This window comes from Chryseobacterium tructae (genome assembly GCF_030409875.1).
In the GTDB taxonomy this organism is placed as follows: Bacteria; Bacteroidota; Bacteroidia; order Flavobacteriales; family Weeksellaceae; genus Chryseobacterium; species Chryseobacterium tructae.
Genome location: NZ_JAUFQR010000001.1, coordinates 4432434 through 4458203, shown reverse-complemented (window position 1 = coordinate 4458203; position 25770 = coordinate 4432434). Strand labels below are relative to the sequence as shown.

The window sequence follows — 25770 nt, the reverse complement described above, 5'->3', positions numbered from 1 at the left end:
ACAGAAAGTAGAGGTAAAAAGTACTTTGCATATAGAAATGACTTGATATTATTGATTTTCAGTAAATTATGAATATGTTGTGATTTGATAACTGAATCGTAATTTTCATTTTTTCATTTCAATCCTCAGTCTTTTTTCAAAAATATATTAATAAAAGTACCAGCTTTAGACGGGCTTTAATGATTTTTTATTTCATATATCTTTACAATGGGAGAACTCAATATTGAGTCAAAACAAGTGATAGAAGTACTTTTATTAACTTAAAATTTTGTTAAAAAATTCACTTTTTAGGGATAATTTACTTCCGGACAATCAAATTTCTTTATTTTAGCCGGGCAAGAATGAATTTATGCTTATTGACGAGCAGTTTAAGGTTATATATTTAAACTATAAGATCAAGGAAATTATTCCTTTCCTTAAAAAGCTTACACCTAAAGATAAAAGAGTAGTCGCTGCCATTTTGAAGAAACACATCAATAAAGAATGGGGGCACAATACGATATCGGTGTTGGCTGCTTTGGCATGCAGTACAACGAAGGAGGAATATGAAAAGATGAGACCGGGATTCCATTCCATTCCGGTAGAACTTGTTGATGAACTTTTTGAAACCGATATTCCTGATTGGATTGGAGAGAGTCATCTGTTTCTCAATGGATTCGATTATCTGAAAGTGTTGGAATGGGAACAGAAAGGTTATCTGACTCTTCAGGATGAAATCTGGGCTTCTTTGCTTTCTTCATCATCGAGGACAGAAGAAACACTGTTTACCTATCCGGTAACTCTGGAATCCCATATCTGGTATTTGTTTGAGCATGAATGCAGTATTACATCTATTTATCAAAGCAGAAGTTGGAAAGATATTTTAAAAAACCTTGTTGAAGAAAAGAAAATTGACCGTTCAAGAATATTGAAAGCCAGTCTTGCTGCAATCAATTTTAATTTTTCAAAAGAACATAATACCTGGTTCCTGGAAGCTTTTGCTTATCTGGAACCTACTCATAAAGAAATTCTGAATTTACAGGATGAAGTATTTATGATCTTTCATTCCACACAACATTCCTTGTTTCCGGGAGTCTTAAAGATTATCAATTTGATCGTTGCAGAAAAAGGTTTTAAAACACAAGACTTTCTACAGGCTGCAGCAACTTTAATGACCCTTCCAACGAAGAATATTGTCAATGCATTGCTTCAGGTACTGGAAAAAATAGCAAAAGATGATAAAAAATATCATGAAACAGTATGCTTGTTTTTGATGCCTGTCTTTTTGAATAAAGACAAAACACTTCAAACTAAAGGAGCAAAGCTCATTGTTAAATACGGAGATCCTCGATCAGAAAAAATAAAAACAGAACTGACATTTTATACAGCATCCCTTCTTTCTGATGCTCAATCTTTGCTGGCGAAATTCTTGAAAGGAAATGAGATTCTTGAAAGGAAAGAAATGCAGAGCTATGAAGAGGCTTCATGGTATATTTCACAGCCTATTACTCCTATAGAAGCTACAGATGATTTTATTTTCCTGGCTTCTCAGATCTTTAATAATCATGAGATTTACCATATTGATCTGTTTTTGGATGCTTTGATAAGATTTAACGATACTTTTGAAGAAGAAAATTTTAATCAGCTTGAACCTACTTTTAATGCAGCATTCAAAAGAAAAGAAGCGGTAGGATTCCAACATTTGATGGCGACTTTTGTGATTAATTATGGTTTGCTGAAACAGAAAAATAAATCGAAAGTAGTATCGGATGCCTATTTAAGCTTCCCTACGCTTGAAAACTGGAGTGAGAAAAGAACACCCTTTATTTTTAAAGCATATCAAAAGCTTCTTTTAGGGATATTTGAATTTTTAAAAGAGAATAAACAACTTCCGTTACTTTCGGTTCCGGAGCATACACCTTGCTGGATTACGGTGAATACTCTTGTAGATAAATTAAAAATTTATCAACTGCAAAAGGAGAAGCCTATTCCTTTTGATCTGGAGATTGCCTTACTTCGGGTGAAAAAAGAGAATCTGAAAAAAGGAGAACAATATGCAAAAGAGCAGCTTAATGAGGAATATTTTGATCTTCTTAAGCCAATTTGGGAGGAAAACTATTTTTCAGAACGCTATAAAAAAGAATTTCTTGATGGCAGCTTCGACTGGCAGCTGGGATATAAAAAGATCTATAAATGGAATGGAACAGAAGAAGTTCCTGAGTCATTAATCTCTATTGAAAATACTAAAGAACTTCCTGAAAATGCTTCATTTCTGGATCATATTTTCAATTCTTACCATACGATGTACCAGGATGATCTGATTCGTGCTTTATATACCACCCCTTATTTTTCGGGATCATTAGCTGCAGGAAAATACAATGGTGATTTATCCTGTTCTGCCTATCAGTATGACATAAAAGGAAATATAGAATTCCTGGATTCCTGGATGAAACTTAATCTTCCGTTTCAGGATGTGCATTATTTGCTTCTGTCGGCAGGATTGTTTCACAAAGATAAAACATTCTCTGGTATGGCTTTTGAAGCCCTAGTAAACAAGGCGGTTTCGGAGGATTTTAATATTCTGGAACTGGGCATTATCATAGGCAAGAAGATCAATTTTGAATGGGCACCTGTAAAACGATTTACAGATATCCTTTCTGGGTTTATTAATCTGAGTGCCAGACATAACCAGGTTTTTGAAAAACTGTTGATATCCATTCTTTCAACAGTTGAAAAACCGGTTTTTAATATCAAAAAACTTTTAGAACTCTATTATGAGTTGCTGAACCAAAACAGAACTGAGGTAAACGAAACAGTTGCAGAAGTTTTAAAAGAATGGGAAAATGAGAATAACCTGAAAAAAATTATACATCAAATTAAAACACATGAAAGAAAGACTTTATGAGATCCTTAATGAGGAAAAAATACATGAGATAGTCCCTTTTCTAAAGCAGCTTACTGCAGAAGAAAAGCAGACATTAGTACCTACGATAAAAAAAATAGATCGTGAGATCAACAAGATCATCATGACTAAAAATTCTTACCATACAGCAGGTTCTGTAAATCAACATTCAATTATTGATATTGCATCATTTGTTTGTATGGATCAAAAAAACTTTGGTAAAAATTACTGGAGTCTTTTTCGTAATATAGAACAAACAGAGCAGATCTTAGAATGGGGATGCCCAGATTGGTTTTCCGACTTTATCAATGATTCTGTTGATGCCGAGTTTACAGCTTTCAATTATCAGCATATTTTAGGCTGGGCAGAAAAAGGCTATATTCAACCTAAGCCAGAGTTGCTGGGACATCACCTGAGCAATTATCCGGCAGATCTCGATCAGCATCCCGAAACACTCAATACCCATTTTTGGTATCTGTGTGAATATCCATCCAAATCATTACCATTCCAGAGAGAATGGTTCCCATTGGTGCAAAAACTTGTTACAGAACAAAAGGTTGACAGAAAAAGATTTTTAAGAGAATGTCTACTGGCTTCCAACAGAAATTTTAATAAGAATGTAACAGGTTGGTTTATGGATGCTTTTACAGCTTTAAAACCATCAGAGGATGAATTGGTAGGACTTCAGGATGAATTATTAGCCGGATTGGCTTCTTCACAATCAAAAGCAGTCAATACTATTCTTATACATTTGAAGAAAATGGTAGGAAGCCCTGCTTTTAAAAATGATGAATTTGCTCATTATCTTCCTAATTTGTTGAGTCAGGAAGTTAAAACAGTGGTGATGGCCAGCCTTACTTTAACAGAAAAGATCTTTCAACATAAAAAACTTGATCCTGAAATCTTAGGAATTGCTTTAACTTCTGCATTTGTAAGCAAAGATGACAGCATACAGTCAAAAGCAGCAAAGATTATTCTGAAATATATTCCTCCATCCGAAACGATAAAGGAATCGCTTTCTCATTATTCAGATAATATTCTGACGAATGTACGGACGCTTTTAGATCCATATATAGAGGAAGAACTTCAGGAACTGGAAGCAATAGTTTCAGAAAAGATATCTTTAACTACAGAAGAAAATAAAGTTAAGGTATTGGAGAGCTTTGAAGATCTGATGTTTTTCCTTCCTTTAGCCATAGAAGATCCATACAGCCATCATTGTGATACGGCTTTGTCCGGCTTTGCCCGCTTTGCTAATGATATCAATGAAGAGTCTGTAAAATTAATAGAACCCGTATTTCTTAAAGCCTGTAAAACCATTGCAAAATGGGAAGTTCCATATTTGAATGTCCTGATATGCAATCTCATTATTAATTATGGATTAAGTTTATTAGAAAAATATCCTGATCAACTTAAAAATCTGGAAAAAATATATCATAAAACCAGTAACGAGGAAGCTGCAAGAGAAGGTTATTTAAACTACCAAAAAAAGCTTGGTCCCATTGCAAAAGTGGGAGCAGAAAGTCCTGTAATGAAAGCTTTTAAAGAATTGGCAATATATACTTATGAAAAAATAAATGCTGGGGACAGCGTTCCTTTACTATTTGCCATTACCCATGCTCCTTGTTGGATCTGTCCTGTCACTTTGGTAGAAAGACTGCAGGTATATCAGGATAAGGATATAGAACCTCACCATCTGGATATGCAGTTGGCGTTACAACGATGTGCTTTAGATAATACTTCTGAAGCATTAGAACTTGCTGAAGCAAAACTAAAAGGAGAATATAAAGAGCTTTTGTTTTTCTTCTTTGGTAAAAATGCACAGCCAAAAGGAAAGTTTGAACATCCTGCATGGTGGATGACCGCTGGAATTACACGTTCTCCGGGAACTGTTTTTAAAGAATTTAGCAGTTTTGGATATGATACAATTCCCTTTGAATTCTTCTCAGGGACTTATCAATGGAAAACTATTGATAGCAAGAAAAATTCCTATTATCCGGCTGAGCTGAATATTACCATTCCAAAATATCACGTTGAAAAAAGAAAAGAACCATTGCTTTTGGAGTATTTTATTGCTGAGCCAAGGGAGCTTTCTGAAACAATAGGGATGATGTGGTGCTTTCCGAATACCTTGGGGAATGCTTTGGCTAAAGTGATTAAAAGCTGTCTTTTCTATTCAGGTATTGCAGAAGTCTACGAAAGAAATCTGGTACTCAATACGGCACAAGCCCTTTATCAGGTTAAAAAGCCTTTAGCGGAAATGGGATATCTGTTTCTGGGAACTATTTTCCTGGATGGTGATAAAACAATCCGTGGAACTGCTGCAGAAATCTGGCTGGAACATGTCTCTCATAAGATGATAGACAATGCACAACTAGGAAAAGTGATCGGAACGCACGAAAAACTGGAATGGGCACCGGTAAAAAGATTTACAGATCTTATTCAACATCAGATGCTGAATGTCAGTAAAAATCATAATATTGCATTGGAAGAATTAATTTCTAATATTCTCCTTCAGATGGATCAACCTGTTACCAATCTGAAGAAGCTGTTGGAAGTTTACCATGAAGTATTAGCTTTAAACCAGTCGGAAGCTAATAAAAAAGTAATTGAAAAACTTAACGACTGGAAAGAAAACTCGAGCCTGAAAAAAATCTGCAATCATCTTCTAAAAAAATAGATTTATGGAAGATATGCTTACTTATAATTATTCAAGATCATCCTCATTCGTAAAGAAAGATGCTCTTGAAGAACTGTTTCTTGCGCAATACAGCGAGATACAGAAAAAAACGGATGTCCCCTGTTTTTTCTGGGGGAATGTGAAACAACCTTTTATATTGGCTCGTTGCCTGATTACACTTTCCAATATTGTGAAATCGAGTTTCAGTCTATCACCATTTCAAATGACACTTCTTAAAGACCCGATCGTGACTGCGGGGAATGAAAGACTTCGTTTTGAAGGTTTTTCTCATTGTGCCGGAGTATATGCCCGTGTGGATGTCCTTCCTGGCGGATTGGATGGTGAGTTTCTAGAAAACGGAACAACCAATGTAGATTTTAATCAGACGATGATCACTGCTTTGGGAAGCATTCGTCCTAATGAACAGATCATGCTTTCTGTGGGAGAAAAAGAAGTAGGACTGTATAAAGAAGAAAAAAAAGTAGTGGAAAGAAAAGTTCCGCTACCGATAAAATGGATCAAAGGTCTGGGAACAGTACAAATTTATCTTTCCGAATCTGAAAAACAACATACCTTTAATAAGATTCAGACCCAACAGTTGTTCAGAGGAATGCCGAAAGGGGTCGTGAAGTCCGATTATTACCTGATAGTAAGAGGGAATAAACCTATGTTTCTCCGGTAAGATCGATTGATGCAGTTTGTATTGGAGGCCTTCACAGGCTTCGTTTGCTGGAGCCTCTGCTTCCTTATATTGATGCTATGCAGGTATTTCCACATCCGAATATGCAATCTACGACCTGGCAGCTTTATATGGGAAATATAAGATTCAGTTTTTCTTTATCAAGAGAAAGCTGGCGTGGATTCTCAGGCGAAGGTGCTGTATTGAACAGCCTTACAACTGAAATCCCTGATGAATGGATGGATGCATTAGATAAATATGCTTATGCCAATCAGTCATTCAATGCAACAACTCTGGCAATAGAAGAGAATCTTAGTTTGAGCAAAACAGATCATTTAACAAAAAGATTGGCCGCAATGGGCTTACTCGGATATGACCTTGATGAAAATGAATTTTTCTACCGCCGATTACCTTTTAAGTTAAGTCGTATCTTAGGTTTGAACCCTCGCATGAAAAATGCCGAAAAGCTAATTGAAGATGGGAAAGTGGAAATTTTAAATAATACTAAAGAAAGAACTGAGGCAAGGGTAGAAGGCACGGGAGTACATCATACTGTAATTCTTGAAGAAGATAAAGAACGCTGTACCTGTGAATGGTTTAGCAAGTATCAAGGTGAAAGAGGGCCTTGTAAACATGTTCTGGCAGTAAAGAAAATAATAAATCTTGTACATTAAATATAAAGACATCGGCAAGCCTAAAAGGCTTGCCGATGTTCGTTAGCATGACAATAGATTTAATAAACATTTATTTTTTACCAGAGACAAGAACAATAATAGCAAGAAAAGGAGCCAGTGAAAATGTACCATACAAACTAAAGATGCATTTTGTGTACCTTCTATCCCTCCAGGAACTGTAATGCCTCCAATATTTGCGGCTAGCCCTGCAAGAGCTGCTCCAAATGCAGTAGCGATAAGTTGTACCGTTGTTATGGAAGCTGAGGTAAGTTCTTCTTCACCATTAGGTGCCAAAGAGAATATTTGGGTTAATAGATGAGGCCATCCGGCTCCAACTCCCATTCCTATTGCCAGTAGGAATAAACAGTTCAAAATGAGTTTGGAAATAGGTGTTATGTTGATGGGAAATGAAATTAAGGTAAGTCCAGCTAGCCCTATTAGCATAATAATACATCCTGTAAGAATTAATTGGTTAGAAAATTGAGACTTTATCCCGGAAAATATCAAAGAGGATAGAGTCCAGCCAATAGCAATCAGTACCGTAAGGTATCCTGATTGAATAGGGGTGAATTCATTAAGGATCTGGGCAAAATAAGGAACAAAAATCTCTATGGAAGTGGCAATTGTCAGAAGAAACATGACAGCATATACTTTTCCTAATGGAGATGAAAGCAGGTAAGATCCAGAAGGAAGAAGTCGTGCCCCGGAACTTTTATTTTCACTGACTTTTACAACATATAGGAAAAAAAGAGCAAGCACAACTCCTGTAATATTCAGCAGACTGTTTTCAAAAATACTTCCTGCAGAAACAGAAAAAGAAGCCAGAACGAGCATCAATAACTTTAAAACAGGAACGGATGGAGCTATACTTTTACCTTTTTTATTAGGGAGAATGGTTGATGCAATAATCAATATAATCAGGCATATAATCAAAAGAGAACCAAATGACCATCGCCATTTATCATGTTCTGCAAAAAATCCTCCAATAAAAGGACCGGAAAAAGCAGCAATTCCCCACATCCCGGAAACAAGAGCCATAGCACGCGGCCACAAATTTTCTTTAAATATAATTCTGATCATTGCATAAGACAGCGCAAATAGCAATCCACCTCCAAGTCCCTGTATAAAACGTCCGAATAATAAAATGGGCATAGATGTGGCTAATGAACAGAGTAAAGTGCCCAATGAAAAAATAATAATAGCAGTCTGATAAGACTTTCTGGGTCCCAGTTTGGATATCCGATTGGCAGAAACCACAGAACCAATTACGGATGCTACAACAAATAAAGTAGTATTCCAGGCGTAATATTCTAATCCGCCGATTTCTTTTATAATAGACGGCATCACGGTAGTTGCAAGATAGACATTCGTAGCATGGAGCATAACTCCCAATGCTAAAGTAATGGCTTTTATTCCGTTTCCATTGGAGAATAAGGCATACCATGAGGTATTGTCTAAAGTAGTTGATTGATTGTTTGTACCCTTCATATAATCATAAAATAGATGATTGCAAATTTCATAAGAAGGGTAAAAAATGACAATATCAAAACGGTGGTTTGTCTATCACATTTTGCGGCTGAGAGCGATAAGCATTCGGATTCATGCCGGTATTATTTTTAAAAAAACGAGTAAAGTAAGAGGGGCTTTCGAAGCCTAGCTGATAAGCACATTCTTTTATAGAACAAGTGGTGTGCTTGAGTAAATATTGACTTTCTAGTAATAGTCTTTCATGGATAATGCGTAAGGCGGTGCTTCCGGTTTCAATTCTTACAACTTCAGTAAGATGCTTGGCACTGATTCCTAAAAATGAAGAATAGTCTGCCACTGTTTTCCAATGGATAAAATGTTGATCCACCAGTTTTTTGAACTCATAGGTAAGTTGATAATTACGGTTCATATTCTTTTTAAAACCAAGAAGACAAAATTCGCAGGCTCTGTTATACTCGTATAGGATTTCAAGAGTAATCAGGCGTACAACATCCAGATGATAGGCTGATTGTGTCATCAGTTCATTTTCTATACATTTGAATTTTTCCAAAACTCGTGGGAAAGAGTCTTCAAGAGAATATACAGGCGGGTAGTCGGGATTGAGTTCCAGCAGCTGATTGATAACTTCTTCCCGTATAAACGTTTTGTTGAGAAATGATTGATCAAAATGCAGCTGCATCACTTCCAGATCAGCTGATGTTTTTTCTGTCGAAAATATTCTGCCCGGGGAAAGAATAGCGATCATAGTCGGGCCAAGTTCAAAACTATGATGCCCGATTTTGATCGAAGTATAGCCCTTCAAACACAGCAAAACAATATAATCATTATTCTTTTGCGGAACTGCAGCCAGAAACCGACTGATATCTTGTGTGTGAAGGATATCTGAATTCATTTTTAAGTTCTATTGAAGATTCATCCATTCTTCATAAGAAAGTACGCCCAGCCCAGGCTTACTGTCTCCTTCCAGAATGGAAATAAACTCCAGCTGATTACCATCCGGATCATTAAAATAGATGGCTAACGCAGGCATCCATGCAAATACCATAGGTTCTACACTTCCATTCTTCAAAAAATTATAAGGTTTTAAATTTTTATTTTCTAAAAACTCCACGGAATAATTCAAAATGTCCTCTTGAGTACTTGTAAATGCAAAATGCCTTGTCTGAAGGTTTTCTTTTTGCTCCCATAATCCAAGCATAAACTCCTTTCCTTCCCCAACCCAAAGAAAGGCTATAGGTCTTGTTTCATCTCTATGAGCCAATTTCAATCCCAACACTTCAGTATAAAACTGAATACCTTTTTCCAAATCACTTACCTGAACGTGGGTCTCATATAATCCTTTAATCATAGCTTTAATTTTAATACAACAAAGCTAGAAAAGACTCTTATAACAGCCTTATAATAACGATTTCTTTCATAAAAATGAATCATAGATAAAAGATAAAAGATAAAAGATAAAAGATAAAAGATAAAAGATAAAAGATAAAAGATAAAAGATAAAAGATCTTATCGTTAAACATCTATTATCCATGCGGATATCAACATCAATAGAGGTGGGCTTTAGCCCATCCTGTGGATTAAACGTCAATTATTCATACAGATATCAACATCAATAGGGGCGGGCTTTAGCCCGGCCAAACAAATAAACCATCAAATTCCATTGGCTTTAGCCAAAACTTAAAAACCTCTCTCATCAGCAAAATCTACAAGAATTTCAAATCTCTTTTTTAAGCTTTTTGAAATAAAAAATAAAATTTTTTCAAAAAAACAATCTACGCAAAAAGACTGCGTAATACTGTTCTTACTTTGCATCAGAAATCAGAGAGGAAGTAAAAACTCTTCCTATGTTTAACAATAAAAACAGTAACTCATGAAATTTAACTTTCTAAGAAAAGAAAAAATAGAGGTAACCAACCACGAAGGTGCGAAAGCATATGTGATGACACCGGCAGAAGAATTGTACAGTGCTGTAGTGACAACAGGACTGTCAGATATTACTTACGAAAAAGGAAATGACAGATTAGAGAGAATACAATCTCTGATTCAGAAAAATAATCCTGAATTTGTTGCAAAGCTAGCTGTATATGCAAGAAAAGATATGCATTTGCGTTCCATTCCATTAGTTTTAGCCACAGAATTAGCGAAGGAAACTTCCGGTACAGATCTGGTGAGTAGAACTGTAGAGGGTGTGGTTCAGAGAGCTGATGAAATTACAGAATTACTAGCATATTATCAACTCGCTAATGAAAGAGCAGATACCAAAAAACTGAACAGATTGTCAAAGCAAATCCAGAAAGGTCTGGTAAAATCTTTCAATAAATTTGATGAATATCAGTTTGCTAAATACAACAGAAAAGGAGAAGTAACCTTAAAAGATGCTTTGTTTCTGGTTCATCCAAAAGCAAAAGATGAAAATCAACAGACTACTTTCAACAAGATTGTCAATGATATTTTAGAAACTCCTTATACATGGGAAGTAGAACTTTCAGTATTGGGTCAGACGAAATTTGCCAATGAAACTGAAAAGAAACAGGCTTTCAAAAGCAAATGGGAAGAACTGATTTTCAGTAATAAACTAGGATATATGGCTACTTTGCGAAACCTAAGAAATATTCTTGAAGCAGGAGTATCTCCTGAGGCCATGAGCAAGGTTTGTAGTTATTTGTCAGATGAAAAAGCAGTGCGCAATTCAAAACAATTGCCATTCCGCTTTCTGGCTGCCTACAGAGAATTAAAAAAAATTGATTCCCCTTATCTATCCTCTGTTTGGAGTGCATTGGAAGAAGCTGTAGTGGTAAGTGCGCAAAATATCAAAGGTTCGGATTCAGTACTTCGGTAGTGATTGCGGCCGATGTTTCAGGTTCTATGCAGAAATCGGTTTCTCCTAAGAGCAAAGTGTTGTTGTATGATATCGGTTTACTGATGTCTATGATTCTACAGTCGAAGTGTCAGAATGTGACTACAGGAATCTTTGGTGACCGATGGTTGCGTGTTGCAATGCCCAAACAAGGCATTCTGAACAATGTAGATGCCTTCTACAAACGAGAAGGCGAAGTAGGATACTCTACGAATGGTTATCTGGTGATCGAAGATTTGATCAAAAGAAAAGAAATCGTAGATAAAGTAATGCTGTTTACCGATACACAAATGTGGGATAGCAGCGGAAGAGGAAACTCTTTTGAAGATACATGGAGCAAGTATAAGACGATAGCTCCTCATGCTAAACTTTATATTTTTGATTTGGCAGGATACGGCAGACAGCCTATTGATGTCAAAAGAAATGATGTATATCTCATTGCGGGCTGGTCAGACAAGATTTTCGATGTATTGAATGCCTTGGAAGATCAAAAATCAGCTATCGAAATGATTGAAAAAGTAGTGCTGTAAAAGGCACTGCATTTTCAATGATCCTCAACTTTTAAAAAATAAACGCATGAAGATTATCAATAAATATCCCGTGTTTGTAAATGTTGTACGAATAGGGAAAGAATCTTTTCAATTCAAATTTAAGAAATCACTATGCTTCGATTATGGAGAAGATTTTTTTGTAGTAAACTTCCATGGTTTAAAGATTCATCAGGATGCTGAAGAATGGATTAAATCTATAAAAGATGACCAGATGAATATGGATTCAGTCATTACGATTGATGGCAATACCATGGAGATCTTTACTGGAAGTTCTGAAGAATACCTCTGGGGTGATTGGTGTACAAGCTTTTCTCCGTTTGAATTTGAAAGGTATGATACCATGTATGTTCAAAAAGAACAAAAGGACTGGGAGGATGAATTATTGTTAACCGTTAGAATGCAGGTTCTGGAAAAAATGCGTCAGCATGTAATGAGCCCTGAATTTAGAAATAAGATACATGAATATTGCACAGATGATGTACTGAAGACAGGTCTGAAATCCAGACAACGGGAAAGATTAACAGATGTTCTGGAAAAAATTAACCAGCTTAATGCCTGGGATTATTATGAAGTATTTGTCCGAAAAGGAAGATTTTGTATCAGTTAAATTATACCCAATTCATTATCATTAATATGGAAAAAATCGTAGAAGATCTTACCCACCTCTGTATATGCTCTGTTTGCGGAGCCCCTGATTGTGGTGCCGAATATGCATTGTGGACAGAATTTGAAGGACAAAAAGAATCTGTAACTTTTGGCGGCGGCAGCTTCGGAAGCTACCTTAATTATTGGTATTATGAAGGAATTCCTTTATGTGAATACAGACAATTGCCCGAATTTGTAAGGCATTACACAGAGTGTATAGGATGGTGTGATCATGAAACCGAAGAAATAGACGCTGATGATTTTCTGAGAACTTTAGAATCCATAAAGAATAGTCAAAAGGCAGATCAGGATTTTGAAGAATATTATTATCCTGTTTTTAAAAGATTCGTGGAAAATGTTATTCAAAAAAGAGCTCAGCTATTCATAGAAATTTAAAAATAAAATAAGCCTCATAAAAATTAGTATATTAGAAGCTTTTTCCCGCTTTCCGCTATATCTTTTTCCCCTGGTTTAGGCCAATTCAGAAAAAGGATGTCGCTGCAATCGGGGCTAATAAATGAAGAGATACAATATGATAGAGCTTATTAATACCATTGAAGTTAATCCATTAAAGTATGCCAAAGAAGACTTTGAATTACCTGAAATTGCGGATTATCCCGATCCTGAAGAATGGTTTTTAAAATGGACAGAAACAGCTTCCCGACTTACCCTTAATTTTAATGGCATTCAAAAAGGTTCCAATTTGGTAGATATTGAAACGATTGATGACGAAAGTTTGCAGGCTATTGTAGCGGCAAAACTGAGCGAAGTAGAATTTGATGATCCCGATGAGAATGGATTTGTCCTATCTTTTGACGGTGGAGTCGTGCTAAAAAAAGATGATGAGGTGCTTATTCAGCCAAGTTGTTGTGGGGATCTTGAGAATGTAGAAAATTGGCAGAAAGTGGTTGATAATAGATCTTTCGGCTGGGCAGAAATGTGGATTGGACATCCTTGGATTTTGTATAAAAGAGAAAACGGAGTGATTAGTTTTTCAGATTATACAGACGCCAATATCAATGAGGTAAAAAATGTAAAAATAAAATTTGAAGTTGAAGAATCAGAGTTTCAAACCGAGTTGGGAAAAGTGATCCAACATCAATTTCGTTTTAAAAATAGAATTTTAGAAATTTTGAAAAAAATGAATATTAATAATGCTGAAAAAATTTCAAAACATATGTCCGGCATTGAATAAAAATTAAACTATGGGAAATTTGTTTGATAAAGTAGAACTGGATCTGAAAGAAGGGAAAAAGAAAAAAGCTTGTGACAGATTAAGAAATTTAATCAATCAGTTTCCAGATGATCTTTCTTTGAGAACTAAATTAGGCCAGATTTATTATAACGCAGGATTTCTTGATGAAGCCGGAAAGTTCTGGATTTTGTCTGAACCTGAAAATGAGGAAATGGAAAAAGCTGTTGAGCTTTACAGAAAGACATTAAGCAATTCCGGAAATGCTATTTTAAAAGATATTGTTTTCAGAGGTAGTAAGGCTCAGCTTAATGAATATGCCATGAATATTTTTGCTGAACTTGAGAAAGATAGCCTCAAAAAAACAAAGCATATTCCTGATTTTAAACCTAAAAACAGAGAGAAAGGAAAGTATTCAGAAATTGAAAACCCAGCAAGTTTTGTAAATAAAATATGTATTGCCGCATTGATAGTATTTCTGATATCACTTCCTATTTTAGGCGTTGTCAAATTTTTTGAACTGATAAAATCATTATTTTCCTATTAAAAAAATAAACTACGTAAAAAGGATGCGTACCTGCAATGTAATTTTGCAGTGTTAATAGTACCGGTGTCGTCAGAAAGACTTACTTCGATTCCAAAACTGACAGTGTCTTTCGTCAAATTACCCAGTAAAAACAAACCAATGCCGTTAATAAGAGTTTCATCGTCAACTTCCAATTGAAACATTAATTACTCTTATGATTTATTGCTTGGTTTTATAAAAAAAAGAACTGCGTAAAAAGAATGCGCAGTAACCCTATAAATTTGTAACATAAACTAATAACCATGAATAGTTATAAAGCAGATCTTAAAGAAGCAGTGTATTGAGGTTAATACTCAATACTCATGAAAAAAATTAAAACATTAAGACAAAAATTCGGAATCAATGAAGATGAATGGATTGATTTTCCGAAGAAAATTTCCGGCATACAGATTTCAAGAATCCAACACGGAGATGACCTGGGGTGTTCATATTGTTTTCCACATGGTTTAGAAGTGGTAAACGCAAAGGATACCAAGTTTCAGCGAAACTGGAAGAAATACAGAAGAACCCAATGGAAAAATTAAAAGCAAGTGCCGTAAAACAGAATTACTTCGTGGGGTAACAGAGGTATAGGTTCAAGTCCTGTTGTGCGGAAGTACGTGGTGTAAAGATAGCACACCGTTAATACGAGTCTGTTTGACTGATTGCCTTGCTGTTTTCAAATGTTCATAAGGGATCTTACTTGAAACGAATACAAATGAAAAAGTTAAAAATCAGGTGTCGTCATAGAATCATACTTCGAGATTGAATAAACATTGGGTCGCAGGTTCGAATCCTGCCTTTTCCCTCGAAAAGGAGAGGTAGCTCAGCAGGTAGAGCAAATGCATGAACGATTCTAAAAAAATTACCCTGATTTGTATATAAGAAAGAGTGCCGTAGAAAAGGCTTACTTCGGTTTAATTTGGTTCAACTCCAGAAGGTCATGAAAGTGATCTTGTACAAGTCTTTTCGAATCTTGCCTCTTTTTATTTTTAAAATTAATAACAATGGATATACCAAGTAATCTGACTGAATTTTTATACTGGGTCAAAGAACGTACAGAAAAATTGTGGTCTGTAGATGATGAAAATTGTCCTAAAGGATTTTATGGTGCCAGATGGCAAGGGCTTTCTGAAGAGCAGATTGATCAGGTTGAGAGAAAATATGAGGTCAGTTTTACACCTGAACACAAAGAATTTCTAAAAATTCTTCATACTATCGACAAAAAAGAAATTGTTGAATATGAAGATGAAGGAGAACTGATTATAGAAGAATGTTCTTTTTTCTATAATTGGCTTGCTGATGAAAAGGAAGTTGAGGAAATAATAAAAAGCTCTTATAATTGGCTGAAGTACGATGTTGATGAAAAAAGTCAGGTTTGGCTGAAGTCGTGGGGATTAAAACCTGAATCTTTGGATAAGAGAATAGAAATTTTTGAAGAATGGTTTTCTCATGTTCCGGCTCTTTTACCTTTGACGGGTTTTCGATATATTGTAAGCGATGAAAATCTTAAATGGAAGCCAATTATTTCTATGGGGTCTTCTGATATTATTGTTATGGGCTGGGATTTCAGAACTTATTTATTAAATGAGCTAATGAGTCATCTTGATATTCATATAGAGGTCTTTGATGAAGAAGACCAAATGTTTTATCCGGAACTTATTGATGAGGTTCAGCAAATATTTGATGAAAATTTTAAATATGATGAAACCAAAGATATTCCTTGTCTGAAAGAAAGAATTCTCTATTGGTCTTCTGGTTGGAGTAGTTTTGGGTTAAGGTATCACCCTGAAAAATCCTGAGTTCATCCTATCGTTAAAGCCTATATAGCTGAAGAAGAAAAATAAAAACAAACAAGTGCCGTAGAATAGTGCTACTTCATTCATCACGACGGTGTCACGGGTTCGAGTCCCGTCTCTTCCACTCAAAATACAGGAAGAGTAGCTCAGCTGGTTAGAGCACGACATCACTATTTACCTGTCGCCTTGTTTTATTATTTAAAATAAAATATTTACAAAAAATTAAATAAACGAAGCCAAAAGCGGGGAGGAAGAACTCATCTTTGTATCGTAATTTTCTAAAAAGTCCGACAAGTTATTCTTTCAGACTTTAACAACCTCCTTTCTTCCCACTTCCAGCTTCCTTTCTAAATGATAAGTGTCGTTAGAAAAAACTTCATCGTACCTATTGGGGAGGAATAGCGAAGTCGGTTACTCCGGCAAGGCTATCCGGTTCGACTCCGGCTTACGTGTGCCCCGAGTTTTTCTTATTATTACCTTATAAAAAAAGCCGATATACTATTTATCGGCTTTTTTCATGGCATCATCCAGCTCTTCCTCAAACATGAGTTTCCATTTTGAGAGAGTTGTTCTGCTTATCTTGTATTTTTTAGACATATAACTGGTAGAATGACCATGCTTCTTTTGATATTCAAGAAGCTTAAGCATCGTTTTTTTGTCGTAAGTCTTAAGTTTTTGATTGTTTCTCTGGCTTTCCTTAGAAGGTTTGAAAAGTCTGTCATTGAACTTCAGTACATCTTCACTGGTATCCAGCTTTCCGAGAAGTTCCTTTATCTTAGGATCTTTTAGTTTATCAGGATACTCCATTTTGAGCATGTCCAGGTATATCTTTTTATAATTGGGACGCATCTCTTGTTAATTTATCCGTTAATATCCGTTTTCTGAAGCCACCTGTGAAGGGTGCTTTTAGGAATAGAATACTCCTTAATGACATCACTCTGCGTCATTTCCCCCGAAAGAATCCTTTTCATGATGAATTCTTTAATTTCCTGAGTATAAATGTTTTTTCTGAAGTAAGGGATCTTGTCAGATTTTTGCGGACTTTTATTGGCTGCTGCAGGCGGAGCATATAAAATTAAATGTGAACTATAGAGCCTGAAAAAATCATATTCTAATAATTTACTCCATCTCAGGAGAAGATCCACTTCTATTGATCTACTGTTGTACATCCTTTCTATAGCATCTTCATCTTTGTCCAGGAATTTACATATCCTCTCCATGGTTATTTCATTTTCATCAACCCTCTCCTTAATAAACTTTCCAATATGGATTTCTTTGTATAACATTTTTATTTAATATTATCTATATTATTAAAACTTATGCATAAGAAAACGCAAAATAGGTGATATATATTATTCTATAATTACAACGTGTAATTCACTTAATTTTGAAATCAGAGAATACAGGATACATTCAAAATATTGAATTCCTTAATGCGACTTATAAAGTCTTTGGAAATAGGTTAGGACAGCTTAATCTTAAAAAGATATTTTAGGTATAGGCTTTATTTCCAACGGGTAATCGCTCATCTTCTTTTTCAAACTTCTTTTTTCTACCATTTGTGTAAATAATATATAGCCTATTAAACTTGTTTCATGCAATTCTATTTACGTTAAGCTTTTGTGTTGAATGGTTGTATGTGTGTTGACAACCAGTTTCTTATGTTTAGAATATCTTCTTTAGTACCAAATAATCTGCTTAATTGCTTTCAAATTTAAACAAAAATTAAAAGCGAAGACAAAGAGAAATATAAAAAAGTTTGTTTATGGACGAATTTTAATTAAAATTAACATATTATTTGAACAGAAGTGTGAATTATCCTAAATAAAAAAGAATAATAAAAGGTAAAAGAGAAAAATTGGATACCATTCAGTAAGTATTTACCTTTGCATTGCAATGAAAAATACAATCAGCTTATTCGATTTATCGAAGAAAATAAATTATAAAAATGAACTATTGGCAGGCTTTACGGTAGCTATGACCATGATTCCCGAATCGCTTTCATTTGCAATTCTGGCAGGGCTCTCGCCCCTTACCGGATTGTATGCTGCCTGTCTGATGGGGTTGGTAACAGCTGTTTTGGGAGGCCGGCCGGGAATGGTTTCAGGAGGAGCCGGAGCAACGATTGTAGTTTTGATTGCGCTCATAAAATCTCACGGGATCGAATACCTTTTTGCTACAGTAGCTTTGGCTGGAATACTTCAGATACTTGTTGGGGTTTTTAAACTAGGCAAATTTGTAAGGCTTATTCCACAACCGGTTATGTATGGATTCCTGAACGGATTGGCAATCATTATTTTTATGGCGCAGGTTGAGCAGTTTAAAATTACAAATGCCAATGGAGTTGTAAACTGGCTTCAGGGAGTACCTTTATACATTATGGGAGGTTTAACGGCACTTACTATTGCCGTAGTCTACTTCTTTCCAAAACTCACCAAAACCGTTCCTGCTTCTTTGGCTGCTATTATTGTTGTATTTGCTGTAGTTCTTGGATTTAATATTCCGACGAAAACCGTAGCAGATATTGCACATATCAGTGGCAATCTTCCAAGTTTTCATATCCCACAGATTCCTTTCTCTCTGGAAACCCTGCAGATAATTTTCCCCTATGCCTTAATTATGGCTGGGGTAGGTCTTATTGAATCATTGTTAACTTTATCTATGGTGGATGAGATTACCAATTCGAAAGGAAGTGCCAACAAAGAATCAGTAGCACAGGGATTAGCTAATATTACCAATGGGTTTTTGGTGGAATGGGAGGATGCGCAATGGTTGCCCAGACATTAGTGAATCTGAACGCGGGATCCAGAGCACGCCTGTCGGGAATTATTGCTTCTATCATGATCTTATTGATTATTCTGTTTGGAGCACCAATCATTGAGAAAATTCCGATGGCGGCCTTAGTAGGGGTAATGATGATGGTGGCTATCAGTACCTTTCAGTGGGTTTCGATTAGAATTGTGAATAAAATGCCGAAGTCGGACATATTTGTGGGAGTTACCGTAGCCTTAATTACCGTACTTCTGCATAATCTTGCCCTTGCTGTGTTGGTAGGAGTGATTATTTCCGCTTTAGTTTTTGCATGGGATAATGCCAAGAGAATCCGTGCCAAAAAATATACTGATGATAATGGTGTTAAGCATTACGAAATATATGGCCCATTATTTTTTGGCTCTGCAACGGCCTTTGCTGATAAATTTGATCCTATGAATGATCCTGAAGAAGTTGTTGTAGACTTTAAGGAAAGCCGTATTGTAGATATGAGTGCCATTGATGCAGTAGATAAATTGTCAAAACGATACAAACAGCAAGGAAAAATAATATTACTTCGTCATCTTAGTGAAGACTGCCGCAAAATGTTACAAAATGCCGAAGCCGTAGTAGAAGTCAATATTCAGGAAGACCCTACGTATAAGGTAATACCGGAAAAGTAGAACGTAAAAAGTGAGACAAGAGGAAGAGATTTGAAAAGTGAGATGAAAAGTGAAAAAGCAAGTAACTTTAAGCCTTCAACTTTGAATCAAATTATAATAACTAACCTCTATAATGATAACAGGACTGTAAGAAAAATCTACAGTCCTTCTTTTTTATTTTTCCCTCAAATCATAAAATATCTTAAAACGGAGATACAAAGTAACACATTTATGATAAAAATTTTATCTTTGGGAAGAATAGAGAACTAAACACTTGTTGATGATTAATAAATTTTAAATCTTTTTCAAGAAAGCTAAATAAAACTTTTAACTTAAAATATATTGAAAACAGATATCGACATTCACAACCACTGTCATTTTTCCTTTGACTTGTGGCTTACCCTAATCAAATCTCATCCTGAATTTAAAGCAAAAAGAGTTGAGCTGTTCGCCTCGTTTTTTAATGTAGACAAACCCATTGATGAAGTTGCTAAAGCTGTAAAATATTACGACGATCTTTGTAATACAATTAATGAGGTTACAGGCGGGAATATAGACACTTTTGAGATTTATCTGATGATTCTTGGCGCATTGAATGTGGATATAAAGCTTTTAAACAAAGAAAAGCTGAACGAGTTTTATGTAAAAAGTGAAGAATTGTTTTTAGAATATAAACCTGTTATTATTTTTGATGATATTCATGATTTTTTTGATAATATTAAAAATCAAGGAAAAACCATCAATATACTGAGTAACACAGGATTTATCAAAGGAAAAACAATGAGAAAGTTCCTGATTCATGAAAACCTGGATCAGTATATAGATTTCCATATTTATTCAGACGAAATCAACTGTTCAAAACCGAACCCGCTTATTTTTCAGGAAGTACAGAAAAATATTAAAGATCAGGATCTTCCGTTAAGCCAGATCCTGCACATCGGAGACAATCCTGTTGCCGATTATAAAGGAGCTACAGACTTCGGGTTCAGCGCATATTTACTTAAACACTAACCATAAACATGAACAAAAGGTACAGCTTACACCACATTCATTCAGCGGATGAGTTTACTTTCTCACCGGCAGAATACAGCTATTTCAAATATGGCGATAAGTCGTATGCTGAAAAATTTGCAAAAGAATTATTCGACGGATTTGTTTCCGAAAATGAAGAGCTTTTCAATACAGATAAAGAAATCGTAGTACTTCCAAGTCCTTATATGGCGATTCCTACAGCTTCCAATTTTCTATGTTTTTATTTTAAAAAATATCTAGATTATTATCTGTTTCAGAAAGAAAAAAAATCCAGTATTTTATCTAAAATTAATAGAAATCATACTTATATTACAGATTATGGGAATCTTAATTTTGAAGATCGTAAAAATCTGATAGCCAATGATACTTATTATATTGATAAAGACTTTTTACGAGGAAAACTTTGTATTTTTATAGACGATATAAAAATTACCGGAAGTCATGAATATACGGTGAACAGAATCCTGAATGAATACGATGTGGAAGCAGACTTTATGTTCCTGTATTATGCTGAACTGATGAATTTTGATCTCGATCCTAAAATTGAGAACTTTTTCAATTATTATGCGGTAAGCAATGTAAAGCATATTGTAGAAGTAATGAATAAATCCAGTTTTCAATTCAATACAAGGATTGTAAAATATATTTTAGGCCTGGATTCAAGTAATTTTGATTATCTTACGTCTAAAGTAAAAAAGGAACAGATGGACCTCCTGCTGGAGCTTGCCATCAGTAACAATTATCATTTAATAAAAGAATATAAAAATAACATCAATACTTTAACACAAACGGAATTATATTATGGCTATTAACTTACAAAAAGGACAAAGAGAAAACATCAACGCACCTAAATTCACTGTAGGTTTAGGATGGGATATCAATAATACTTCTACAGGAACTGCATTTGACCTTGACGCTTCTTTATTTTTATTAGGTGACGACAAAAAATTAGTTTCAGATAATCACTTTATTTTTTATAATAACCTTGAGTCTCCGGACAAAGCCGTAATCCACACTGGAGATAACCTTACAGGAGAAGGATCGGGAGATGATGAGCAAATTAAGATCGACCTTACAAAAATTGATGATTCAATAAAGGAAATTACAGTTGTAGTAACCATTCACGACGCTGATTCAAGAAGACAAAACTTCGGGCAGGTAAGAAATTCTTTCATCAGAATTTTCAATACCGATACGAATGAAGAGATCTTAAAATATGAATTAGACGAAGACTTTTCCATCGAAACGGCTGTAGAATTCGGAAGAATCTACAATAGAAATGGAGAATGGAAATTTGAGGCTGTAGGAGCAGGACAAAGAGACGGCCTTGAGAAATTTGTATCAATTTATCAAAAGTAATTATGGACAATCAAGAAAATCAACCTATAGATCCACTTGGATCAATTGAACCTCTTAGAACATTTGAACCTACACCAATGGTTCCGCCAACACCGGCGCAGCCTGTTCAAAATGCAGCACCAGCAGTGCTTGTAGATAGAGAGGGAAATGTAAACCTGACTCAATTACAGTCGGAAGAACGCCAAAAATATGAAGTTTTAGCCAACTCTATTGATGAAGCTAATCCGGGATCTATTGTGAATTTTGGAGCAGAACTTCAGAAAACATTAACTAACCAGAGTGATAGCTTCTTAGGAAATGTAAGAAGATCAAACTCGGGAGAAGTTGGAGGGCTTATCAATGACCTGTTGGTAGAGCTGAACTATGTAGACGTAGAAGAGCTTAATGGAAATAAAGTAAAAAGCTTCCTGAGCAAATTACCATTCATGAAGAAGGTAATAACTCAGGTAGAAAACCTGTTTACAAAATATGATAAAATCATTAACAATATTGAGCAGATCTCATATAAAGTAAATGCAGGAATCATTACTTCTACAAAGGATAACGCAGTTCTTCAGACGATTTTTGAAAGCAATGTAAATTCTATCAAACAAATTGAAGAACTTGTGATTGCAGGAAATATCAGAATGGAAAGAGCCGCTGTCGAGTTAGCTCAGATGGAAACTGCTCCACAGAATTTTCAGGACTATCAGATTGCAGATAAGAGAGATTTCATTGCAAGATTAGACAGAAGAATGGCTGATCTTAAAGTGGTGCGTGTAATCATGATGCAGTCACTTCCTCAGATTAGATTGGTTCAGAATAACAACGTTTCTATTGCAGAAAAAGCACAGACTATTCTTACCACTACGCTTCCTTTATGGAAAAATCAGCTTTCACTTGCCGTTGCGATGTACAGACAGCAGCAGAGTATTGAAATTCAGCAGAAAGTATCTTCTACTACAGAAGAAATTTTAAGAAAGAATGCAGAGCGTCTCGGTCAGAACTCAGTGAATGTAGCGAGAGCTAATGAACAAACTATTGTATCTGTGGAAACATTAAGAGAAACAACTTCAATGTTGATCAATACATTAAATGAAGTGAAACAGATTCAGAAACAAGGAGCTGACAATAGAAGAAAGCTGGATCAGGATCTTCAGACATTGGAGCACGAATTGAAAGCAAATGTCAGAGGTTAATTTTTAGGGTACTAAGGTGGGGGAAGATGCAGCAACCATATTGTCACAGAGCAGAAGAAGGTTAACAAGACTTAAGCTTCTGGCTAATTTTTTTGAACATATTGACATAATATCGATTTACATCAAAACTGATATTATCCACAATCTGTTCCAGGAAAATACGGCTCTGGATTATAATAAACTGGAACTTTTTCACCTGCAGTATACCGACAGTCTCATAGAACTTTTGACGAAGATAAAAAGGCAAAAGGAAAATGATATGCTGGCGGTTCTTAATGAAATTGACATCAATAAAAAATATATTTCAAGCTTTGAAGAAAGACAGGTAGATAGTTTTCAGACTGACAGGAAAATGTACAGTGGTATATTCTCACAACACTTGAAAACTTTGTATAAAGACCTTACAGAAGATATTTTTACAGCCAATTGGGATAATGTATTGTATTTTCATAAAAAGTATGCTAAAGAATTTTACAGAACAGAAGCAGATGAATCTCTGCTAAAAGCTGAAAATTTTCCCGCTTATCAATACAGAGATTATTCCATTGAGAGAAAACTATTGGGAAGGTTAAATATACAAGGATTTAAAGTCCGTTTTGTTTGTGGCTATCTTATTGGAACCCATGAATATGAACTTTTCAAGATCTTTCAGACAGATGATCATTTTATTTTCAGTGTGGATGATAAAAAGCTTTATCTTTTCGACAAAGAACTGGATAAACTTGATATTTCTGAGAATCAATCGAATCAAAGTACCATTATTGATCAGCTGAAAAATAAAAATGAACAGCTGGAAGATACTATGAATGAAAGAAAACGCAATTTACCTCCCGAGGTAGAAGCTGTCTTGAAAGATTATCTAAGAAATCTTGAAAATATAGATATTATGAGCAAAATATTTGACTTTGATGAAGAAACGAATATTCTGCGGGCAATGCTTAATTTAAACCTGAATAATCAGTAAAACGAAATTTGAAAAAAGCGAATGATATTTTCGCAAAAATGTAAATAACAACTAAACATAAAAAGATGGCTATCAACTTACAAAAAGGTCAGAGAATCAACCTTAAAAAAGAAAACGGAGCTGAACTTTCCCAAGCTTGTGTAGGAATCAACTGGGGAGCAATTGAAAAAAAAGGACTATTCGGAACTAAAAAAGAAGCAGTAGACTTAGATGGAAGCTGTATTTTATACGATTCAAACAAAAATGTAACAGAAGTAATCTATTTCGGAAACCTGAAATCCAAAAATGGATCTGTAAGACACAGTGGAGACGATCTTACAGGTGACGTAAACGGTGATGATGGTTTAGATAACGAAGTGATTACTGTAGATTTTAGTAATCTGGATGCTAATGTAGATCACGTGGCAATGGTATTGAACAGCTATAAAGGGCAGGATTTCGGAACCATTCCTTTTGCTTCTATCCGTATTTATGAAGGAACTCCTACCAATGTAAAAGAAGTTTTTGCTAAATATGATATCGCTAATGATGCTTCTTTCAAAGGACATGTTGCGATGGTAATGGGAGTTTTCTACAGAAGAAACGGAGAATGGAAATTCAACGCCATTGGAGATCCAACTGCTGATAGAAAACTGGAGCAGACGATCCAAACGGTTCAGATGAATTACTTATAATTGTCTATACATCAAAATGTAAATAAAATAGCAATATTTGTACTTTGTACATCTATTGCTTTTATCATATAATAACACATTAGTCAAGTGGAAAAACATCAAAGTATTTTAGAACTGCACCCAGGTCTGGTGTGGGGATTTGCGATAACAGTCGTTATCATGCTGCTTCTGGATTTAGGAATCTTCAACAAAAAAAGTCATGAAGTATCGTCTAAGGAAGCTACGATCTGGACTATCGTGTGGATTTCATTATCCATGGTCTTTTCAGGAGTGGTATATTGGGTTTTCAATACAGATGGAACCCCTGAAAGCCATGCACTGGCAGTAGAGAAGTTTACCCAGTATCAGGCGGCTTACTGGATTGAGAAAGCCCTCTCCGTAGATAATTTATTTGTATTTATTCTTGTTTTCGGGTTCTTTAAAGTGCCGAAATTCCTTCATCATAAGGTTCTCTTCTGGGGAATTATTGGAGCATTGATCTTCAGAGCGATATTCATTTTTGCAGGTGTGGGATTGATCAATCTTACTTATCTTCCTGAAATGGATATTTTCGGAACTCCAGTGAAAATCAATATTGTAATGACCTTATTTGGTTTATTCCTTGTATATGCTGGGATCAAGTCGTGGGGCGACGGAGACGATGACGATGATGAAGACTACAGCAATACTGCGGGAGCAAGGTTGATTAAAAGCTTCTGGAAAGTTTCTGACAATTATGATGGAGATAAGTTCTTCACCATTCAGAACGGGATTAAAATGGCAACACCGCTATTAGTGGTAGTAGGAGTTATCGAGTTTACAGACGTTCTTTTTGCTGTAGATTCTATTCCAGCGATCTTCGCCATTTCAGATGATCCATTTATTCTTTATACATCAAATATTTTTGCGATTTTAGGTCTTAGATCATTATATTTCCTATTGGCAAACTTTATTCATATGTTCAGCAAACTTCCTTATGGATTGGCTATTATCCTGTCATTTATTGGAGTTAAAATGCTTATTGCACCATGGTATCATATTTCATCACCGATTTCATTAGGAATTGTAGGGGGTGTATTGGTGATCTCGGTTATTCTATCCATTATGTTTCCTGATAAAGAAGAGGAAAAAGAGAAGTTGGACTAAGTATATTGATATAT

The 25770-nt window shown here is 35.3% G+C and carries 24 protein-coding genes, 1 tRNA gene and 1 pseudogene; 21 read left to right on the top strand and 5 right to left on the bottom strand.

Annotated features, from left to right (window positions below):
* The first annotated feature begins 349 nt into the window (after window positions 1-349).
* From QWZ06_RS22085 to QWZ06_RS22070, 4 genes are read left to right on the top strand one after another with little or no spacing between them, the layout of a single operon-like run.
* Entirely contained in the window at window positions 350-2884 is a 2535-nt protein-coding gene (locus tag QWZ06_RS22085; protein WP_290301146.1) for a DUF6493 family protein, read from the top strand.
* Window positions 2865-5561 carry a DUF6493 family protein gene (locus tag QWZ06_RS22080; RefSeq protein WP_290301145.1) on the top strand — a complete coding sequence of 899 codons (2697 nt, stop codon included), beginning with the start codon at window positions 2865-2867 and terminating at the stop codon, window positions 5559-5561. Before QWZ06_RS22085 ends, QWZ06_RS22080 begins: the two co-directional genes overlap by 20 nt.
* A 4-nt stretch (window positions 5562-5565) precedes the next feature.
* The gene (locus QWZ06_RS22075; protein WP_290301144.1) at window positions 5566-6243 is read left to right on the top strand and encodes a hypothetical protein; all 678 of its coding nucleotides are present in this window, start codon (window positions 5566-5568) and stop codon (window positions 6241-6243) included.
* A gap of 44 nt (window positions 6244-6287) precedes the next feature.
* A complete protein-coding gene (locus QWZ06_RS22070) occupies window positions 6288-6914 on the top strand; it encodes an SWIM zinc finger family protein (RefSeq protein ID WP_290301143.1) in 627 nt (208 codons plus the stop codon).
* 42 nt (window positions 6915-6956) lie between these two features.
* On the opposite strand, the gene QWZ06_RS22065 is transcribed toward QWZ06_RS22070, so the two are convergent.
* The 3 genes from QWZ06_RS22065 to QWZ06_RS22055 are packed head-to-tail and all read right to left on the bottom strand — an operon-like array spanning window position 6957 to window position 9750.
* Complete coding sequence (locus tag QWZ06_RS22065; RefSeq protein WP_290301142.1) at window positions 6957-8402, bottom strand: MFS transporter; 1446 nt, start codon at window positions 8400-8402, stop codon at window positions 6957-6959.
* Between the two features lie 55 nt (window positions 8403-8457).
* Window positions 8458-9294, bottom strand: coding sequence for a helix-turn-helix domain-containing protein (locus QWZ06_RS22060; protein ID WP_290301141.1), 837 nt, complete (start codon window positions 9292-9294; stop codon window positions 8458-8460).
* Window positions 9295-9303: 9 nt separating this feature from the next.
* Window positions 9304-9750 carry a VOC family protein gene (locus QWZ06_RS22055; protein WP_290301140.1) on the bottom strand — a complete coding sequence of 149 codons (447 nt, stop codon included), beginning with the start codon at window positions 9748-9750 and terminating at the stop codon, window positions 9304-9306.
* 522 nt (window positions 9751-10272) lie between these two features.
* Here QWZ06_RS22055 and QWZ06_RS22050 point away from each other — a divergent pair.
* From QWZ06_RS22050 to QWZ06_RS22010, 9 genes are all read left to right on the top strand, one after another.
* Window positions 10273-11241, top strand: coding sequence for a TROVE domain-containing protein (locus QWZ06_RS22050; protein WP_290301139.1), 969 nt, complete (start codon window positions 10273-10275; stop codon window positions 11239-11241).
* Window positions 11241-11789: a hypothetical protein gene (locus QWZ06_RS22045; RefSeq protein ID WP_290301138.1), complete on the top strand. Its 549-nt coding sequence runs from the start codon at window positions 11241-11243 to the stop codon at window positions 11787-11789. The genes QWZ06_RS22050 and QWZ06_RS22045 overlap by 1 nt, the downstream gene beginning before the upstream one ends.
* Before the next feature lie 46 nt (window positions 11790-11835).
* Entirely contained in the window at window positions 11836-12417 is a 582-nt protein-coding gene (locus QWZ06_RS22040; protein ID WP_290301137.1) for a hypothetical protein, read from the top strand.
* Between the two features lie 26 nt (window positions 12418-12443).
* Window positions 12444-12851, top strand: coding sequence for a hypothetical protein (locus QWZ06_RS22035; RefSeq protein WP_290301136.1), 408 nt, complete (start codon window positions 12444-12446; stop codon window positions 12849-12851).
* 121 nt (window positions 12852-12972) lie between these two features.
* Window positions 12973-13650 (top strand): hypothetical protein, encoded by a 678-nt coding sequence (locus tag QWZ06_RS22030; protein WP_290301135.1) that lies wholly within the window; start codon window positions 12973-12975, stop codon window positions 13648-13650.
* A 10-nt stretch (window positions 13651-13660) separates the two neighbouring features.
* A complete protein-coding gene (locus tag QWZ06_RS22025) occupies window positions 13661-14194 on the top strand; it encodes a DUF6584 family protein (protein WP_290301134.1) in 534 nt (177 codons plus the stop codon).
* 341 nt (window positions 14195-14535) lie between these two features.
* A complete protein-coding gene (locus tag QWZ06_RS22020; RefSeq protein WP_290301133.1) occupies window positions 14536-14757 on the top strand; it encodes a phosphate ABC transporter substrate-binding protein in 222 nt (73 codons plus the stop codon).
* 175 nt (window positions 14758-14932) lie between these two features.
* Window positions 14933-15020, top strand: a tRNA-Ser gene (locus tag QWZ06_RS22015).
* 199 nt (window positions 15021-15219) lie between these two features.
* Window positions 15220-16014, top strand: a complete 795-nt coding sequence (locus tag QWZ06_RS22010) for a hypothetical protein (protein ID WP_290301132.1) — start codon at window positions 15220-15222, stop codon at window positions 16012-16014.
* Between the two features lie 495 nt (window positions 16015-16509).
* On the opposite strand, the gene QWZ06_RS22005 is transcribed toward QWZ06_RS22010, so the two are convergent.
* Entirely contained in the window at window positions 16510-16860 is a 351-nt protein-coding gene (locus QWZ06_RS22005) for a helix-turn-helix domain-containing protein (protein ID WP_290301131.1), read from the bottom strand.
* An 11-nt stretch (window positions 16861-16871) separates the two neighbouring features.
* Window positions 16872-17297, bottom strand: coding sequence for a transposase (locus QWZ06_RS22000; protein WP_290301130.1), 426 nt, complete (start codon window positions 17295-17297; stop codon window positions 16872-16874).
* A gap of 610 nt (window positions 17298-17907) precedes the next feature.
* Between QWZ06_RS22000 and QWZ06_RS21995 the strand changes: the two are divergent.
* The 8 genes and pseudogenes from QWZ06_RS21995 to QWZ06_RS21960 all read left to right on the top strand — a co-directional run bounded on the left by QWZ06_RS21995 (window position 17908) and on the right by QWZ06_RS21960 (window position 25756).
* A pseudogene (locus tag QWZ06_RS21995) lies at window positions 17908-19445 on the top strand (SulP family inorganic anion transporter).
* A gap of 321 nt (window positions 19446-19766) precedes the next feature.
* Window positions 19767-20435: an HAD family hydrolase gene (locus QWZ06_RS21990; protein ID WP_290301129.1), complete on the top strand. Its 669-nt coding sequence runs from the start codon at window positions 19767-19769 to the stop codon at window positions 20433-20435.
* A gap of 8 nt (window positions 20436-20443) precedes the next feature.
* Window positions 20444-21268: a phosphoribosyltransferase family protein gene (locus QWZ06_RS21985; RefSeq protein ID WP_290301128.1), complete on the top strand. Its 825-nt coding sequence runs from the start codon at window positions 20444-20446 to the stop codon at window positions 21266-21268.
* Entirely contained in the window at window positions 21258-21815 is a 558-nt protein-coding gene (locus tag QWZ06_RS21980) for a TerD family protein (protein ID WP_290301127.1), read from the top strand. The genes QWZ06_RS21985 and QWZ06_RS21980 overlap by 11 nt, the downstream gene beginning before the upstream one ends.
* Before the next feature lie 2 nt (window positions 21816-21817).
* Window positions 21818-22993 carry a toxic anion resistance protein gene (locus QWZ06_RS21975; RefSeq protein ID WP_290301126.1) on the top strand — a complete coding sequence of 392 codons (1176 nt, stop codon included), beginning with the start codon at window positions 21818-21820 and terminating at the stop codon, window positions 22991-22993.
* Between the two features lie 16 nt (window positions 22994-23009).
* A complete protein-coding gene (locus QWZ06_RS21970; RefSeq protein ID WP_290301125.1) occupies window positions 23010-23957 on the top strand; it encodes a hypothetical protein in 948 nt (315 codons plus the stop codon).
* A 65-nt stretch (window positions 23958-24022) separates the two neighbouring features.
* Window positions 24023-24631: a TerD family protein gene (locus QWZ06_RS21965; protein WP_290301124.1), complete on the top strand. Its 609-nt coding sequence runs from the start codon at window positions 24023-24025 to the stop codon at window positions 24629-24631.
* A gap of 87 nt (window positions 24632-24718) precedes the next feature.
* Window positions 24719-25756, top strand: coding sequence for a TerC/Alx family metal homeostasis membrane protein (locus tag QWZ06_RS21960; RefSeq protein ID WP_290301123.1), 1038 nt, complete (start codon window positions 24719-24721; stop codon window positions 25754-25756).
* Window positions 25757-25770: the final 14 nt, after the last annotated feature.

Coding starts and splice junctions, on each gene's coding strand:
- QWZ06_RS22000 (WP_290301130.1), bottom strand. CDS start 17,297: ATGTTATACAAAGAAATCCATATTGGAAAGTTTATTAAGGAGAGGGTT.
- QWZ06_RS22085 (WP_290301146.1), top strand. CDS start 350: ATGCTTATTGACGAGCAGTTTAAGGTTATATATTTAAACTATAAGATC.
- QWZ06_RS22050 (WP_290301139.1), top strand. CDS start 10,273: ATGAAATTTAACTTTCTAAGAAAAGAAAAAATAGAGGTAACCAACCAC.
- QWZ06_RS22040 (WP_290301137.1), top strand. CDS start 11,836: ATGAAGATTATCAATAAATATCCCGTGTTTGTAAATGTTGTACGAATA.
- QWZ06_RS22065 (WP_290301142.1), bottom strand. CDS start 8,402: ATGAAGGGTACAAACAATCAATCAACTACTTTAGACAATACCTCATGG.
- QWZ06_RS22060 (WP_290301141.1), bottom strand. CDS start 9,294: ATGAATTCAGATATCCTTCACACACAAGATATCAGTCGGTTTCTGGCT.
- QWZ06_RS22035 (WP_290301136.1), top strand. CDS start 12,444: ATGGAAAAAATCGTAGAAGATCTTACCCACCTCTGTATATGCTCTGTT.
- QWZ06_RS21980 (WP_290301127.1), top strand. CDS start 21,258: ATGGCTATTAACTTACAAAAAGGACAAAGAGAAAACATCAACGCACCT.
- QWZ06_RS22020 (WP_290301133.1), top strand. CDS start 14,536: ATGAAAAAAATTAAAACATTAAGACAAAAATTCGGAATCAATGAAGAT.
- QWZ06_RS22030 (WP_290301135.1), top strand. CDS start 12,973: ATGAAGAGATACAATATGATAGAGCTTATTAATACCATTGAAGTTAAT.
- QWZ06_RS22080 (WP_290301145.1), top strand. CDS start 2,865: ATGAAAGAAAGACTTTATGAGATCCTTAATGAGGAAAAAATACATGAG.
- QWZ06_RS22025 (WP_290301134.1), top strand. CDS start 13,661: ATGGGAAATTTGTTTGATAAAGTAGAACTGGATCTGAAAGAAGGGAAA.
- QWZ06_RS22010 (WP_290301132.1), top strand. CDS start 15,220: ATGGATATACCAAGTAATCTGACTGAATTTTTATACTGGGTCAAAGAA.
- QWZ06_RS21975 (WP_290301126.1), top strand. CDS start 21,818: ATGGACAATCAAGAAAATCAACCTATAGATCCACTTGGATCAATTGAA.
- QWZ06_RS21965 (WP_290301124.1), top strand. CDS start 24,023: ATGGCTATCAACTTACAAAAAGGTCAGAGAATCAACCTTAAAAAAGAA.
- QWZ06_RS22055 (WP_290301140.1), bottom strand. CDS start 9,750: ATGATTAAAGGATTATATGAGACCCACGTTCAGGTAAGTGATTTGGAA.
- QWZ06_RS21985 (WP_290301128.1), top strand. CDS start 20,444: ATGAACAAAAGGTACAGCTTACACCACATTCATTCAGCGGATGAGTTT.
- QWZ06_RS22005 (WP_290301131.1), bottom strand. CDS start 16,860: ATGCGTCCCAATTATAAAAAGATATACCTGGACATGCTCAAAATGGAG.
- QWZ06_RS22075 (WP_290301144.1), top strand. CDS start 5,566: ATGGAAGATATGCTTACTTATAATTATTCAAGATCATCCTCATTCGTA.